Source organism: Mucilaginibacter pankratovii (assembly GCF_014773265.1).
GTDB classification, from domain to species: Bacteria; Bacteroidota; Bacteroidia; order Sphingobacteriales; family Sphingobacteriaceae; genus Mucilaginibacter; species Mucilaginibacter pankratovii.
In genome coordinates this window covers 542,019-558,732 of the sequence record NZ_JACWMY010000002.1, presented here as the reverse complement: position 1 = coordinate 558,732, position 16,714 = coordinate 542,019, and the positions used below count along the sequence as shown (strand labels likewise).

Sequence of the window (16,714 nt, the reverse complement as noted above, 5' to 3'; positions counted from 1 at the left end):
TAGGTGCACGGAAATGCACATGTTACATTAGATCATGATTTAGTTATACGTTTATATTGGTTTACAAAAGCGCCGGATGCGCCTGGTTCGGGGTCAAAAGTATAGCACAGATGGGCGTTTGCACGAATAACAGACTACATCACTACTACAACAAGGCAAAAAAAAGCCATAAAAAAAACGATATTAGTACCACCATCATAACCTCTGATTAATAATGTTCATATTTCGGCATAAATTGCTGTTTTTCAGTTTTTTACTTGCGATGCTTTTTATTGCGGGGAGTGATTTTGCCTTTGCGCAAGCGTACATTGCGCAACGAAAAACCATTAATTACGAGAAAAGGCAGTACAACGCGGGCACTCAAAACTGGAAGATACGCCAGGATGCGCAGAAGCGTATCTATTTTGCCAACAACGAAGGCGTACTGGTTTTTGACGGTGCCAGCTGGCAGCTTTTTCCGTTGCCCAATCGTACCATTGTACGCTCGCTGGAGTTTGGTAGCGATAAAAAGCTATACGTGGGCGGGCAGGACGAGATAGGGTATTTTTCGCCCGGTAAAAATGGCTCGCTGGTTTTTACTTCATTAAAACACCTGATCCCGAAATCCGACCAGGTATTCTCCGACCTGTGGGATATAGTAAGTTATGGCAATGATGTGTTCTTTCGTTCTAACGACAAACTGTTTAAATATAGCAATGGTAAAATAACGGTGTATCATAGCCGGTCGTGGTTGTTTTTGGGCTGTTACCAGGATAAACTGCTGGCACATGACGAACAGAAGGGCCTGCTGGAGTATGTTAACGGCGGCTGGCAACCTTATATCGATAAAAAAGACCTGCCTAATGGCTTTTATATTACGTCGATATCCAAATATAGCACCCCATTTAGCCTGGTTACCACGGCTAAGGATGGCATCTTCCTGCTTAGCGGTAAAACATTGCGCAGTTTTAAACTTTCAGGATTAGGTATAGATAATCATCAGCATTTTTCGGCAGCCGTGGCATTAAACGACGGTACTTACCTGCTGAGTACGTTTTTAAACGGCGTTTACCAGGTTGACCGCACAGGAGCGGTAATAGAGAACATCGCAAAAAAAGAGGGGCTGCAAAATATTTTTGTGCGCAGTATGTATACCGATGCTAATCATAATGTTTGGCTGGGGCTGGATAACGGCATCGATTTTATTGCTTACAATAACGCCGTAAAACACATTAGCCCGGATATATTTAAAGATGGCGGCGGCTACGCTACGGCATTATATCATAACAAACTTTACTTCGCACTGTCTAATGGGATCTACCAGGTGCCCATAACGGATATGGGCGACCTGAGCTATGTAAAAAACAACTTTAAAGTAGCTGCCGAGGGCCAAACCTGGAACATCGCAGCGGTAGGGGGGCACTTATTAGCCGGCCGCGACGATGGGTTGTTTGAAGTAGGGGATGGCAAAATATCGCCGATATACAATTCAACAGGGTTTTGGATCTTTCAGCAATTGACTGGCAAGCTGGGGGTGCCAATGATAGCCGCCGGTAATTACTACGGTGTGCGTTTGTTTGAAAACAAAGGTGCATCCCTTGCGGATAAAGGTAATTTGGGCACTTACTACGAATCTGCCAGGTTTTTGCAGGTTGATGAGAATAACGTTGTATGGACATCTCACCCTTATCGGGGCATTTACCGGCTTGATCCTGAAACAAAACAGGTAAAAAACTATACCAATGAGCAGGGGCTGCCATCACCGCTGAATAATTTTGTGTTTAAGGTAAAAGGACGCATTGTTATAGCCACCGAAAAAGGTATTTATGAATACGATGCAGGCACCGATAGATTTAAACCTTCTAAAGCATTCAAAACCATATTTGGTACGCGGGGCATAAGGTATTTAAATGAAGATGCCACGGGCAATATTTGGTTTGTAGAAGGCAAAAGCCTGGGCGTAGTCGACTATTCGGCGTCGCCAACTATCATCAATTTCCCCGAGCTTAACAACCGTATCCTTAGTGGTTTTGAGAATGTTTACCCCATCGATGCTGAAAATATATTTGTTGGGAGCGAAAACGGATTTTATCATATCAACTATGCAAAGTACAAGCAGAATATTCAGCCCTTAACCGTTTATATCCGTAATGTACGGTCCGGGTCGGATACCGACAGTTTGTTATTCGGCGGGTACAACAATAACATAAGTAACGCCAATAATGAGGCAGGTACCGATGCACTTGATCTGGGGTACGAGTTCAATTCGCTTCATTTCGAATATTCGTCGCCTGTTTTTGAGGAACAGTCAAACGTAGAATACAGCTATCTGCTCAAAGGTTTCGACAAGGGATGGTCTGAGTGGTCAAAAAAGTCCGAAAAAGATTACACCAACCTGCCTGCCCGCAAGTATGTGTTTGAGGTAAAGGCCCGTAATCATAATAAGGAATCGGGCGTTACGGCGTACACTTTTGTCATTAACCCGCCATGGTATCAAACCGTGTGGGCATATGGCTTATACAGCCTCATTTTTGCCGGTATATTTTACCTGTTATACCAAATGCAGGAGAGGCGGCATACTTTAAAACAACAAAGAGGATTGCAGTTACAACGACAAAAGAGTGATGAGGAGCAGCGACAGCTTGCTTACCAGCACCAACTGGAGCTTGAACGATCGGAAAAGGAGTTGGCCAACTTAAGGAGTGAAAAATTGCTGGCGGAGGTGGAGTTTAAAACATCAGAACTGGCATCATCCGCGTTAAACCTGGTGCAGCAAAAAGAATTTTTAACCAAGGTAAAAGAAGAGTTACTGCGTTTGCAAAAATCGGGCACAGACACGGTAGAAGTAAAGGAAATTAAAAAGATCCAGCGGATGCTTACCGAAGAGGATAAGCTGAACGAGCAATGGCAGCAATTTTCTATCCATTTTGACAGGGTGCACGCGGGCTTTTTATCGCTGCTTAAAGATCGTTACCCAACCATAAACCAGCAGGAACTGAAACTTTGTGCCTACCTTATTATGAACCTGTCGAGTAAAGAAATTGCCCAGTTAATGGCTATATCGGTACGTGGCGTAGAAGTAAGCCGGTACCGTCTGCGGAAAAAACTGCAGATCCCTACCGAGATGAACCTTTTTGAGTTCCTGTTCAATATTCAGCGGGAACTGATGAAGTAGGTGCTTTCGCCGTCCGGGTAATTCTGCGATATACATTCTATCAAACCCGGCTTTTTAATTTAACTGGTGGTAGCCCATTTTTCCAGCATATTTACCAGCCCTTCCAATTTAAATGGCTTGCTTATATAGTCGTCCATGCCGGCATCTATACAAATCTTCAGGTCGGCCGGCAGCGCGTTGGCTGTCATAGCTACAATGGCCGGTCGGTTGGGGAACCGTTTTTTTATTATCTGTGTGGCTTCCAGGCCATCCATTTTTGGCATTTGTACATCCATTAAGATAATATCGTATGCTTTTTTATTAACACATTCCAGGGCTTCCAAGCCGTCTACAGCCAAGTCAACCTCATATCCCAGTTTACTCAAAATTTTCATGATCAATTTCTGGTTCATCTGGTTATCCTCGGCCACCAAAATATTTAATGGGTACAGCTCCGAAAAGTTATCCGGCAATGCCCGTTTCAGCGTATCAGGCTGCTGATGCTCACCAACCGCTGAATTTACCTGCCTGCTAAGTTCCTTTACAATGTGTTTAAATAAAATATGCTGCTTTGCCGGTTTTGTTAATATGGAGCAGAAAAGGGTGGGATGGTCTTTATGCAAAATGTAATTTACCGAACTTAACAGCATAATTGGTAATTCGGGGTACTCGCTGCGGATGATGGTTGCCAACTGTATGCCGTCCATAGAAGGCATTTGCATATCGGTAATTACCAGTTTAAAATCATTCGCTTCTGATAATGCTTTAAGCGCCTGTTCGCCAGATTTAACAATTACCGGGCTTAACTTCCATTGTTCCAGCTGGGCCTTTAAAATCCGGCAGTTGGTATCATTATCGTCAACAGCTAAAATTTTAAAGTTAGCAAAACCATTCATGTCATAATTTTCATGTGGTAATTCCGGCAGCATGCTTTTTTGCGAGCGGATAGAAAAACGGAACGTGCTTCCTTTGCCAATTTCGCTTTCTACGCTAATTTGGCCGCCCATTAACCTTACCAGCTGTTCGCTTATAACCAGGCCAAGGCCGGTGCCGCCATACTGGCGGGTTGTAGAAGAATCTACCTGCGAAAATGCTTTGAACAAACGGTGCAGCTTATCGGCAGGAATACCGATGCCGGTATCCTTTATATCAAAACCCAGCTCTATTTGGTTATCATCCGAGATGTTAAGTAAGCGCACGCTCACAAAAATTTCTCCCTTTTTTGTAAACTTAATAGCGTTGCTTATTAAATTGATGAGCACCTGCCTAAGCCTTAAACTATCGCCAATAATTTGTGCCGGCACATCGTAGTCTATCTGATAAACCAAATCGAGTTTTGAATTAGCCGCTTTTAAAGCAAAAACATCAAAAACTTCTTCAATGCAGGTACGCAGGCTAAAATCCTTTTCTTCCAGCTCCATATTGCCCGATTCTATTTTAGAAAAATCTAAAATATCGTTGATCACCGCCAGCAGGTCTTCACCGCAGGTTTGAATAGATTCTGTAAAGGCCCGCTGTTCGTCATCCAATGGGGTTTCGCCAAGTAAGGCCGCCATGCCTATTACCCCATTCATCGGTGTACGGATCTCATGGCTCATCGTAGCCAAAAATATACTTTTAGCCTTGTTAGCTTCTTCTGCCTCAAGGGCCAATTTTTTTTCAATCTCTATTGCGCGCGCTAACTGCTCTGTACGCTCTTTAACCTGCCGCTCCAGTTCGGTTTTCTGTTTCTGAATAGCGCGTGTGCGGATAAAGTAAAACGCCGGCCCGCTAAAAACAAATAGTAAACCTGCCGCTAATTTAAACCACCAGGTAAGCCAAAAGGGAGGCTTTATGTAGATATTGATAGCGGTGCCCTTGTCGTTCCATTTGCCATCGTTATTTGAGGCCTTAACCCTAAAGGTATAATTCCCCGGGTCGAGGTTGGTATAGGTTGCAGTTCGTTTAGTGCCAACGTAATTCCAGTCTTTATCAAAGTTCTCCAGCTTATAAGCGTATTGGTTTTTTTCGGGGAAGGTGTAATTAAGGGCTGCAAATTCAAATGTAAATACCGAGTGTTTATAGGATAAATTGATGGCATTCGTTTCGGTGATATCCGTTTGAAGCGGGGAGTTTTTACCGCCTGCTATAACTTGTTTGTTGAAAATTTGGAACCCGGTTACATAAACAGGCGGAATAAAGGTATTGTCTTCTAAACTATCAGGATAAAAAGTGCTGAACCCGTTTACACCACCAAAAAACATTTGCCCATCCTTAGTTTGAAAACTGGAGTGGCCTTTAAATTCATCTCCCTGCAACCCATCAGAAATACCATAGTTCCTCACGATCTTAGTTTTGGGGTTAAACCTGGAGATGCCTTTATTGGTACTTAGCCATAAGTTGCCTTTGCGGTCTTTTAAAATGTTGTAGATCACATTATTAGGCAAGCCGTCTTTTTCGGTGTACACCGTGAAGGTTTTGGTACGCCTGTTTAAATAGTTTAACCCGCCGCCATTGGTGCCTACCCACATATCTCCGTTGCCCGCCTCGGCAATAGCCTCTATCGTGTTGTTTGATATGCTTTGCTTATTTGCCTCGTTGTGTTGGTAATGCGTAAAGCGGCCGGTTTTAGCATCCAGCATATCCAGGCCGCTATCGGTGCCTACCCATATATTGCCTTGTTTATCCTCCAGCATGGTATTACTTATATCGCTGGCTATGCTATTAATATCTCCGGGCTTATTTTTATAGTGGGTAAAAACACCGGTTTTAATGTTGTAATGATTAAGCCCACCTTTCCAGGTACCTATCCATATACTGCCGTCCCGGGCTTTATACATATTGTTAACATCAGACAGGGAAAGGCTTTTTGGGTTATTTGCCTGTGGCATGTGATGCTTAAAAACGCCCTTTTTTTTGTCGAATAGGTCAAACCCTCCAATGTGGTAACCAATGCCAATGAGGTTTTTATCTACAGGCACTATCGCCATTGCGTAATTGTTGCTGATGGTATTAATGTTACCATCGTTATGCAGGTAGCGGACGAACGTTTTTTTCTTCCTGTTGAATAAATTGAGTCCACCACCATCGGTGCCGATCCAAATATTTTCGTCTGTGTCGTCCCCGGAGATGGAGAGCACGTAGTTATTGCTTAAACTATTTGGGTTGTTTGGGTTTTGCCGGTATGAGTTGAATTTGTTGCCAAACCGCGGCAAAAAATTTACACCGCCCGAGTATGTGCCTATCCAGGTGTTTCCGCCATCATCTTTATATAGAGAATAAACGGAATTACTGCTAAGGCTGGAACGGTCATTCGCGTCAAATTTGTAAGTAACAAACTTATTGGCCGGATAATCAAATATGCTCAGACCACCGTTTTCGGTTCCAACCCATAGTTTGCCGTCGCTGCCTTCCATAATCGAAAGAATATCATTATGGCCGATGCTGTTGCTGTTATTGGGGTTATACTTAAAATTTATAAACGAATTGGTTTTGGGGTTATATAAGGCCAGCCCGGCGCCATGCGTGCCTATCCAAATATTGCCTTTGCTATCTTTATAAACGGCTTTTATCCAACTGGCGCTAATGCTGTTTTTATTCGCAGGATCATGTGCATAGCGGATAAACTTACCGTTTTGCGGATTAAAATGATACAAGCCGTCATCCGTTGCTATCCAAAGCCAACCGTTATTATCCTGGGTAACCTGGGATATATAATCGTTGGCTAAATCATTTGTTCTCTTATCGGCATGGGTGAATTTCTTAAATGTGCCATTTGCTGCATTAAACAGATACAAACCCTTGCTGGTGCCCAGCCACATCCTGTTTTGAGTATCTAAAAAGATAGACCGGACGGCGAAAGTTATACCATTGGAGTAATGGATAAATGTGTTTGTGGCCCGGTCGAACCTGTCCAGTCCGCTCTCCGTCCCCACCCACAAATTGCGGGCACCATCCTCCGCTATCGCTAATATATAATTATCAATAATGCTTTTTTTGTTGCTTTGGTCGTGCTTGTAATGGGTGAATTTATATCCATCATACTTATTTAAGCCATCTTCGGTGCCAAACCACATAAAGCCGCGGCTATCTTTAATAACGGCACACACATGGCTTTGCGAAAGGCCTTCATTCGTACTAAGCTGTTTAAAATTGAGGTCGCGGGTTTGCGAATAAGATAAACCGGAGTAAAGCAGGTATAAACACAGAATAAAAGGAAATACGCGTTTCATTTTATCGTATCAGTGATTTGTTGCAAATATTTTTTAAGTAACCCACCGGATATTTTAATCAAAGTAAAACTACAACGGTAAAATAATGCTATAGACTTCGGAGGAAGCAATTGGTGTTTTAGCTATTTACTTTGGTAATTTATAAAGGAGGGGCAGCACTGTGTTTTAGCATCATAAGAAATTTGAATCGCCTGCATTTTATTGTATGTAGCCTGGTATCTACTCTTACGGTGTTTCGGCAAATTTGTTTCATTAATATTGTTTTTTGTCGTAAACATTAGTAACAAAAAACTATTTCGTTTCGGGTGGGGTGAAGTAAATTATTCAGTAAGCTTATCGATCCTAACAAATGCATTTAAATAGTTGATTTAAAGGTTGTTTTTTGATGGTTAAGCAAAGCCGGAGGAATTCCGGTCGAACACCGTAATCAATTTTTGATGTTTTTGGATAGATTGTACTAACGGTTCCTGTGATGTAGTTGATAAAGGCATTGCCGGGGAATGGGCGCTAAGCGATATCGCAGTATAACACGAAAGCCCATAAAATAGCCTTGCAGTATTTACAACCGCGCCCTTACTAAGCCAGCCCAAAAAATGGCAATAATTGCGCTAAGCAATAATGCCAGCCCCAACAGTTTTAACAAGAGAATAACTAAACTGACCAACCAAAGCGGCAATTTAAAACCTACCAAAGCGAAACTTTTCAGGGCGCAGAATTACGGCGTTATGAACACCCGGAATGGTATCTTGAGGTTCGGCGTTACAAATAACTCAGCCACCACTTTTCTTTGTGCGCTTGCTTATAAGCGTCGTAACGTTTGCATAAGGGGTATAAAGCTATTACTATTGCCAACCAAAACAAGTAGGCAACAGGCAAAGAAAAACCGTAACCCTGGAGGCCTCTTGTGAACCAGATGGGTTTGGTCAGTATCCAAATTTTCCAATCCTGACCTGCTGTAACCGCCGACTATAGAATAGCGATGGTATGGATAACGTATATATGAATAAGGTAATAGAACATTGGCACCCTGCCATATACTGAAATTATGTTTACAATACGCCCTCTCAGCAACTCGGTAAGCGACAGGAATATAAATGCAGCGCCTAAAGTCAACAACAGGTATAAAAACGATGGCGGGTACTTACTTACATTGATAAACGACAAGAAAGTAAAAAAGGTGTTCTTTTGTACCGACCATTTTACCGGATCCCCGTACACGTTAGTGTAACGCAATGCGGCAAACACCGCTATGCATAAAATGCCCGCAAGCAATAAATTTCGCTGCCTTTTGTTGCTGTTGTAGCCTGTAGCAAACCAGGTACCCAGGCAATAACCCAGAGGCATCACAGCCATTAACGGCAAAATTGGATAACCTACCAGGAAAAGCTCGTTGTGCTAGGTAAAAAACCGTTGATCGTGAAGGAGCGACCAACCAAACGCCGGCAGGGAATTGCCTTCTACATGAATTCCATCAAGCAGATTGTGCCCCGCTATGATCAGGATGCTGACAACCAGGATGGCCTTTATGGGCAAATGAATAATAGCTGCAAGGATGAGCATGCTTATACCAAGTGCCCAAATGGTGATGAAAAAAAACATCGGAAACGTGATATTGAAATTCCAGCCGAGGTTAACCACAATCAGTTCGAGAAACACCAGCCATAAACCTCTCTTTACAAGAAATATTGATAGTTCCGTTTTAGTTTTTCGCTGGCCGATAATGTATGCCGAGGTGCCGGCTAACAACATAAATATGGGCGCACAGAAATGGGTGATCCACCGGGTAAAAAATAATATGCCGCTTGTTTTGGTAAGATCCAAAGGATCATAAAGAAAAGAGCCTGAATATAAATAATCCCTTACGTGGTCAAGCGCCATGATGATCATGATAGTGCCGCGCAGAAAATCAATGGAAGTTATCCGGTTTTTTAAAATTGTGCTCATTGCTAGTTAGGTAAAAATACCGGAAATTCGAAGCCTCCAAATTCACAGTCGAACTGGTATAGAAGCATCACGTTTTACGGCAAGGTGATAGCTTAGTTTGTTATATGGAGATAAAATTACACGTAGGGTGGACTATTCATGTAGTCCAGAAATAACAATCGGTATAGTCCAGTTATTGTCTGACTTTGAATTGACTGTTGCCGCCTCTGCCGGTTTGCCTTCTAAGCTTACGGGGTAGAAAAACACGGTATTTGTACCGTGTTTTAACCCTGCCGGGTATACGATAAGTTAATATTTAGCTTCAAATTAATTATGTGTTTAACCATTAATTACATATTTGAATGAATGTTTTTGTAAGAAGCAATAATTTCATTTGCATTAAATAAAATTAACTCTACCTTTGGTTTGCATTCCCCGTGTATATCTACCACCTAATCTTATGTTGTGAAGTTGGTTTTCTATTTTTTCAGGGTAAAACATATTTTTTTGTAGGTCTGGCGTTTTTTTGTTTTTTGTGAATTTTAGCTTTTTTGGCGATGATTAACGAGACTTTAAAATTTCTTTTAGACGAGGTAAACCAATTTCTATCGCAGAAGCTGGGGGCCAACACCGATCCGCGTTTTGTATTGGGCAACATTACAAAAGCCATGGATAATGAAGGGGCCGGTACAAACTCCTTATCCAATAAGGGCATACTTTCGCTTGTTAACGTAGAGGAGGACCGCATTGCCCGTCAGCAAGAAAATTTCGTAAAAACAGATAACGGCATCAACTACAAAAACCCGCCGCTGTATCTTAACTTGTATGTAGTATTTGCTGTAAACGTTACCGAATATGCCGAGGCGCTTAAATGGCTGTCGTACGTTATCCAGTTTTTTCAATATCAGCGGGTATTTACCCCGCTTAGCCATCCGGCGCTGGATCCTAAGATACAAAAGATAATACTTGATCTGCACTCGATGAGCTTTGAGCAGGTAAACCATCTGTGGAGCATATTGGGCGGTAAATATCTTCCATCGGCGTTATACAAAATAAGGCAGATAACCCTTGATGAAGAAGCCATTATTGCAGGCGGCGGCATCATTACCGAAATTGAACTAAGTGGCCGTACTAAACTTCAACTAACATGAGCCTGCGATATAAAATAGTGTTCAGCGTAGCTATTCTGCATGAATACTATACTAATAAGTTTTGTGAGGACCTGGCGGTGACACCATCTACCGCTACCGCCGCTATTTTAAAAGGGCATGGTATGGTTTGGAAACAAGCCGGCCACAAGCTAATCGTATTAACCCGTGTAGATGATGCAGGGAAGCCTTATGTAAAGCTTAGCCCCTCAATAAAGCTGAGCTTCTACCTGCGTATCAACAACCCGTATTTCAATAATTATACTAATTTAAGCTATCACCCTGCAGAGCCATTAAGGTATTACTTTAGCAATGGCAACCAGGTAAAAATAGGCACAGATCTGTATCTCAACTTGAAAATAGCTGCTTACAATAATGCCCGCCAGTATCCAATTGGCAGTTTCGCTGCAAATGCGGCAAAAGATGTTTTTGAATCGATAAAGCCAAGTAATTCGGGCAACGCACACGCTTTATCTGATGTGGGTTATTGGATGAAGCTCGGAAAATTCCAGTATGCCAACGCTGCCGACCTGATAGAAATAACGCCCTTTTTATACTTGTTTAATACTGTGGCCGCAACCAATTTTGTTGTTAGTGTTTTTGGCTTTAACCCGGCAAATGGCAATTATGATAAACAAGTTACGGATCCTGTCAACATTGCGTTTGACACACCTCAAACTACCGTCCCTGTACGTTTAGAGGCACTGCCACCGGGTAAATACCGGGTAAATGTTAACGGCACCGACAAATTGATATACCTTGATGGCGACGTTGTTTACCGCAATGTTTTCGGCGTGCTCGAGCTCGTAAATAACCTGCCTGCCGCAAATGATTTTGCCTTGTTTGATGCCGCCGGCAAACCTAAAGGCACATTATTTACCCTGCAATTTGCAAGCCGGGCTGTTATTTGGAAATACCTCTCCAGAACCAGCGATGTTACCACTATAGAAGATACCGCAAACAATATCACTTTTTCTTCAGATACTGTAAACCAATTTACATCCGATAAACCCATCCCTCTAAAAGAAATCCCCCTTACTACCATTTTGTTAAAATCTGCCACCCTGGGCGACATTTTACCTATTGCCAACCCCGGGAAAGACAGGCTCGGTACAATTGTCAGAGCCGGAAATACCTATTTGTGTTCAGAATTGCATTTAAACTATTAGCGTATAAGAATTTATTATGTATCACATTTAATCATTTATTATGGCAACAACCTACAAAACCCCTGGGGTTTACATTGAAGAGATCCCAAAGTTTCCGCCGTCAGTGGCGCAGGTAGAAACCGCTATCCCGGTGTTTATCGGCTATACGGAAAAAGCCGGTTTGGCCGGTACGCCCTTACCATCAGAAACCATTAGTGGTGTAGTGGTAACCGAAGCGAAGCGTATAATCTCATTGCTGGAGTACGAAAGCTATTTTGGCCGTACACCTATGGAAAGCTTTGATGTTACTATTGAAGAAACCTATAAAAACGGTACCACCGAGCTGAAAAACCGGGTGATAACTGCAACGGTGCCTACGCCATCAACACAAACCATGTACTACCATATGCAAATATATTTTGCTAATGGCGGCGGCCCCTGCTATATTATTAGTGTAGGCGATACTACCGGTACAACCATAGCCAGGGCCAATTTGGCTGCCGGCTTACAAATGGCCGAACGTTATGACGAGCCAACCTTGCTGGTTTTCCCGCAGGCGGTGCATGTTGCCAATGCAGGCGATGCCGGCGATTTGTATGATGCTGCATTATTGCAGGCCGGTACTTTAAAAGACCGTTTTGTGGTAATGGATTGCTATGCCGATGATCCGCAAAATGTACGTGATGAAATAGGTACCACCAACTTAAAATACGGCGCGGCCTACCATCCGTTCCTGCGCACATCGTTAAACTATTTGTATGATGTAACTGTAGCTGCCAACTTTACTATCGCGCTGAATAAGGATATGAACGAGGACGGCACCTTTGAAGTTACCAGCACACCCGATTTTGACGCGCTGAGCACCGAACTGCAATCGCTGGTTAAGCTGGAACTGGATAAACAGCGCGTTACCCTACCGCCAAGCGCCGCTGTAGTAGGTGCTTATGCATTAACAGATAGTACCCGCGGTGTGTGGAAAGCACCGGCCAACGTAAGCCTCAACATGGTATCAGGCCTAACTAAACAAGTTACCGATGAAGCGCAGGGTGGCTTAAATGTTGATGTTGATGCCGGTAAATCTATCAATGTTATCAGGGCGTTTACAGGTAAAGGCATACTGATATGGGGTGCCCGCACCCTGGCCGGTAACGATAATGAGTGGCGTTACATACCCGTTAGGCGCTTCTTCAATATGGTGGAAGAAAGCAGCAAAAAAGCCAGCGAAGGCTTCGTGTTTGAACCTAACGATTCGGGCACCTGGGTGCGCGTACAGGGTATGCTGGAAAACTTTTTGACCACACTTTGGCGCCAGGGTGCCTTACAGGGAGCCAAGCCCGAGCATGCTTTTTATGTAGCAGTGGGCCTTAACAAAACAATGACCGCGCTTGACATACTGGAAGGGCGGCTCATTATTGAAATTGGGATGGCCGTTGTGCGCCCGGCAGAGTTTATTATCCTGCGCTTTAGCCACAAAATGGCCGAGAGTTGATAGATAATGTTCTGTTATCACCAATTATATAAATACATCTGTTAAAAACCTATTACATAAAAACAATGGCAACACAATATCCACTTCCCAAGTTTCACTTCTCGGTAACGTTTGGGGATAAAAGTTTCGGTTTTACCGAAGTAACCGGGCTTGATATGCAGGTAGAACCTATTGAATACCGCGATGGTTCGAGCCCGCAATACACCAAAATAAAGATGCCCGGTATGCAAAAATTCAGCAACATCACCCTTAAACGCGGCACTTTTGAGGGCGACAAAGAATTTTATAATTGGATAAACACCGTGCAGATGAACAAGGTAGAACGCCGCGACCTGCTCATTAGCCTGTTGAATGAAAACCGCGAACCGGTTATCAGCTGGAAGATCATTAACGCCTTCCCGATAAAGGTGCAGGCAAGTGATTTAAAATCAGATGGCAACGAGGTGGCGATTGAAACGCTCGAACTGGCGCACGAAGGCCTCAATATACTTAATTAGATAAATACAGCTGAAAAGATCGCGCCTGTTGCCCACGCTAAAATTGGTAACAGCGGGTAGTTTATTGCTTAAAAACTAAAATTATGGCTAATAACACGTCGGCGGGGGGCTATTATCCCCCCGTAGGGTTCCATTTTAAGGTTGATTTTGTTGGCATTGGTAACGACAACGATTCGCGCTTTCAAACTGTATCGGGCCTCAATGTAGAATACGATACCGAGGCTTACAAAGAGGGCGGCGAAAACCGGTTTGAGCATAAGCTGCCCCTGCGCAGCAAGTACCCCGACCTGTCGTTAAAACGCGGTATGCTTACCGATTCGAAGGTGATCAGATGGGTATTGGATGCCTTGCAAAACCGCACGTTTAAACCCGTGCAGATCAACGTAATGCTGCTTAACGAAGAGCACCAGCCGCTTAAAACCTGGAACATTTTTAACGCCTGGCCAAAAAAGTGGGCTGTATCTGATTTTAATGCACAGGAAAACTCGGTAGTCATCGAAACGCTGGACATAAGCTATAACTATTTCACTGTAAAATAATGCCTTTAGAGATAAAAGAACTCCACATCCGGGTAACGGTAAACCAGCCGCAGGCTGGCGGTGACGCGCCGCCTGCCTCAGACACATCGGCGCAGGACGATGATAAGGACGGCGTTATCAGGCAATGTATTGAACAGGTGGTTGACATGATCAACGCTAAAAACGAACGATAATGGCTGAAGGAAAACTGGAAAAGATCAAAATACTGGCATACAACAATCCGGATTATGCCGATAGCCACCAGGTTGGGGCGCCGTTTACCGCGCTTATCAACCCCGAAGCTTATGTGCTTGATTATAAAGTAGAGTTTACCGAAGGGCAGGGGCACGGCACCAGCGCGGCAACGCAACGCTTTAACGTGAAGAAACCCGAGGAAATGTCCTTTGAGTTTTTGTTCGACTGTACCGGCATTATTGATGGCAAGCCAAAGGCCAGCGTGCACGATGATGTAGAAGACTTTAAAAAGCTGCTGCTGGAATTTGACAGCTCCTCGCACGAGCCAAAGCACTTTAAGCTGGTATGGGGCAACTTCATTTTCAAGGGGCGCTGCAATGCCTTAACCATTACCTACAAACTGTTTAACCCTGATGGCAGCCCCATCAGGGCGGTTTGCAAAGCCGGGTTTAAAGGCAGTATTGAGGAGACGCTGCGGGTGGCAACAGAAAATCCGCAATCACCGGACCTTACACATTACCGGGTTGTAAAACAGGGTGATACCCTGCCGCTGATGTGTTTCCTGATCTATGGCGACTCGAAATATTATGTACAGGTGGCTAAGGCAAATAAGCTATATAATTTCAGGCACCTGCAACAGGGAACGGAGTTGTTTTTCCCGCCGATAAGTAAAATAAATAACCGGTAAGATATATGCCCAACGAAAGAACAATACCCTCTGATGCGCCTAAAAGCGTATGCACATTTACCATGCTATCAGATGGGAATGAGGTTTCTAAGGCGTACCAGGTATTGTCCATCATTGTGAATAAAGAGGTTAACCGTATTTCATCGGCCAATATAATTCTGCTGGATGGCGAACCCTCAAAGGAATCATTCGCGATAAGCAATACGGCCGATTTTGAACCCGGGAAAAAAATAGAGATAAAAGCGGGTTACCGCGCACAGGAGGAAACCATTTTTAAAGGAATAGTAATAAAACACGGCATCAAAATAAGAAAAACAAGTTCGGTGCTGATGATAGAATGTAAGGACGAAGCGGTTAAAATGACGGTGGCTTGCAAAAGCAAATACTTTAAGGATATAAAAGACAGCGAGTTAATGGAAGAGCTGATAGACAAGTACGGTATTCAAAAGGATGTAGAAGCTACCACGCTTAAACACGAGGAAGTGGTACAATACAATACTACCGACTGGGATTTTATGCTTTGCCGGGTTGATGCTAACGGTTTGCTTTGTAATACCGATGATGGCAAGATCAGCATAGCCAAACCCGATTTCGCTTCGGCACCGGCATTAACTGTTCAATACGGCGCTACCGTGCACGACCTCGACGCCGAGATTGATGCCCGCCTGCAATTTAAGTCGGTAAAAGCTGCCGCCTGGAATTCTACTGAACAGGAAATGATAGATACCGTTGAGGCCGAGGACCCCAATGTGCCCGATGCAGGCAATATTACTGCCGATACCCTGGCCGATGTGATAGGAGAGGATAGTTTTAACCTGCAGCATAGCGGGAAGCTGAACGAGCAGGAATTACAACAATGGGCCAACGCCAAAATGTTGAAGCATAAGCTGGCAAAAGTTCGTGGCCGGGTAACTACCGATGGCACCGCTGCTGTAAAACCCGGGCAAATGATACAGGTGAATGGCATAGGCGAACGGTTTGAAGGTAAATTGTTTGTAACCGGCATACGCCAGCAAATAGATAAAGGTAATTGGGAAACCGTATTTCAGTTTGGCCTTAACCCCGAATGGTTTGCGCAAACCTATAACCTGCAGCAGCCACAGGCGGGGGCCTTACTGCCGGCCATACAGGGCCTGCAAATTGGCGTGGTAACCAAACTGGAAGGCGATCCTGAACATGAAGACCGTATTATGGTACGGCTGCCATCAATAAATAAGGACGATGAAGGCATCTGGAGCCGTATCTGTACACTGGATGCCGGTAAAAAACGCGGCACCTTCTTCAGGCCCGAGATTAGCGATGAAGTGATAGTAGGTTTTATTAACAACGACCCGCGTTTTGCCGTGATACTGGGTATGTGCAACAGCAGCGATAAGGAAGCGCCGCTGGAAACCAAAGACGATAACCACGAAAAAGGCTATGTATCGCGCAGCGAAATGAAAGTGATATTCAACGATGAGAAGAAGACCATCAATATAGAAACGCCTGCAGGCAATAAGTTCATCCTGTCCGAGGATGAAAAGTCCATCAGCATGGAAGACCAGCATGGCAATAAGTTCGTGATGGATCAGGATGGTATAAAGCTGGATAGTATAAAAGATATAGTAATGAAGGCCGCTACCGATGTAAAGGCCGAAGGGGTTAACGTAAATATAAAAGGCAGCGCCCAAACCAAAGTAGAAGGCAGCGGAGGCGCGGAGGTATCATCGGGCGGTAATACGGTGGTACGGGGTTCAATGGTACAAATAAATTAAAAACTAAACG

12 protein-coding genes are annotated in these 16,714 nt (G+C 43.8%); 9 read left to right on the top strand and 3 right to left on the bottom strand.

Annotation, left to right across the window (positions count from 1 at the left end):
• Positions 1–214 precede the first annotated feature (214 nt).
• Positions 215–3,154, top strand: a complete 2,940-nt coding sequence (locus IDJ77_RS05115) for a triple tyrosine motif-containing protein (protein WP_191187849.1) — start codon at positions 215–217, stop codon at positions 3,152–3,154.
• A 59-nt stretch (positions 3,155–3,213) separates the two neighbouring features.
• Here the strand turns inward: IDJ77_RS05115 and IDJ77_RS05110 are convergent, their stop codons facing one another.
• The 3 genes from IDJ77_RS05110 to IDJ77_RS27570 all read right to left on the bottom strand — a co-directional run bounded on the left by IDJ77_RS05110 (position 3,214) and on the right by IDJ77_RS27570 (position 9,288).
• Positions 3,214–7,344 (bottom strand): hybrid sensor histidine kinase/response regulator, encoded by a 4,131-nt coding sequence (locus tag IDJ77_RS05110; protein ID WP_191187848.1) that lies wholly within the window; start codon positions 7,342–7,344, stop codon positions 3,214–3,216.
• A 966-nt stretch (positions 7,345–8,310) separates the two neighbouring features.
• Positions 8,311–8,697, bottom strand: coding sequence for a hypothetical protein (locus IDJ77_RS27575; protein ID WP_224750968.1), 387 nt, complete (start codon positions 8,695–8,697; stop codon positions 8,311–8,313).
• Between the two features lie 42 nt (positions 8,698–8,739).
• Complete coding sequence (locus tag IDJ77_RS27570) at positions 8,740–9,288, bottom strand: DUF1624 domain-containing protein (protein WP_224750967.1); 549 nt, start codon at positions 9,286–9,288, stop codon at positions 8,740–8,742.
• 536 nt (positions 9,289–9,824) lie between these two features.
• Here IDJ77_RS27570 and IDJ77_RS05100 point away from each other — a divergent pair.
• The 8 genes from IDJ77_RS05100 (at position 9,825) to vgrG (ending at position 16,704) form a co-directional block, all read left to right on the top strand.
• On the top strand, positions 9,825–10,418 hold the full coding sequence (locus tag IDJ77_RS05100) for a DUF4255 domain-containing protein (RefSeq protein ID WP_191187847.1): 594 nt from the start codon (positions 9,825–9,827) through the stop codon (positions 10,416–10,418).
• Positions 10,415–11,584: a hypothetical protein gene (locus tag IDJ77_RS05095; protein WP_191187846.1), complete on the top strand. Its 1,170-nt coding sequence runs from the start codon at positions 10,415–10,417 to the stop codon at positions 11,582–11,584. Before IDJ77_RS05100 ends, IDJ77_RS05095 begins: the two co-directional genes overlap by 4 nt.
• A 40-nt stretch (positions 11,585–11,624) precedes the next feature.
• Positions 11,625–13,052 carry a phage tail sheath family protein gene (locus IDJ77_RS05090; RefSeq protein ID WP_191187845.1) on the top strand — a complete coding sequence of 476 codons (1,428 nt, stop codon included), beginning with the start codon at positions 11,625–11,627 and terminating at the stop codon, positions 13,050–13,052.
• A gap of 65 nt (positions 13,053–13,117) precedes the next feature.
• Complete coding sequence (locus IDJ77_RS05085; RefSeq protein ID WP_191187844.1) at positions 13,118–13,549, top strand: phage tail protein; 432 nt, start codon at positions 13,118–13,120, stop codon at positions 13,547–13,549.
• A gap of 83 nt (positions 13,550–13,632) precedes the next feature.
• Positions 13,633–14,088, top strand: coding sequence for a phage tail protein (locus IDJ77_RS05080; protein ID WP_191187843.1), 456 nt, complete (start codon positions 13,633–13,635; stop codon positions 14,086–14,088).
• A complete protein-coding gene (locus IDJ77_RS05075; protein ID WP_191187842.1) occupies positions 14,088–14,261 on the top strand; it encodes a DUF5908 family protein in 174 nt (57 codons plus the stop codon). Before IDJ77_RS05080 ends, IDJ77_RS05075 begins: the two co-directional genes overlap by 1 nt.
• Positions 14,261–14,950 carry a CIS tube protein gene (locus IDJ77_RS05070; RefSeq protein ID WP_191187841.1) on the top strand — a complete coding sequence of 230 codons (690 nt, stop codon included), beginning with the start codon at positions 14,261–14,263 and terminating at the stop codon, positions 14,948–14,950. The genes IDJ77_RS05075 and IDJ77_RS05070 overlap by 1 nt, the downstream gene beginning before the upstream one ends.
• A gap of 5 nt (positions 14,951–14,955) precedes the next feature.
• Positions 14,956–16,704, top strand: coding sequence for a type VI secretion system tip protein VgrG (vgrG, locus tag IDJ77_RS05065; RefSeq protein WP_191187840.1), 1,749 nt, complete (start codon positions 14,956–14,958; stop codon positions 16,702–16,704).
• Positions 16,705–16,714: the final 10 nt, after the last annotated feature.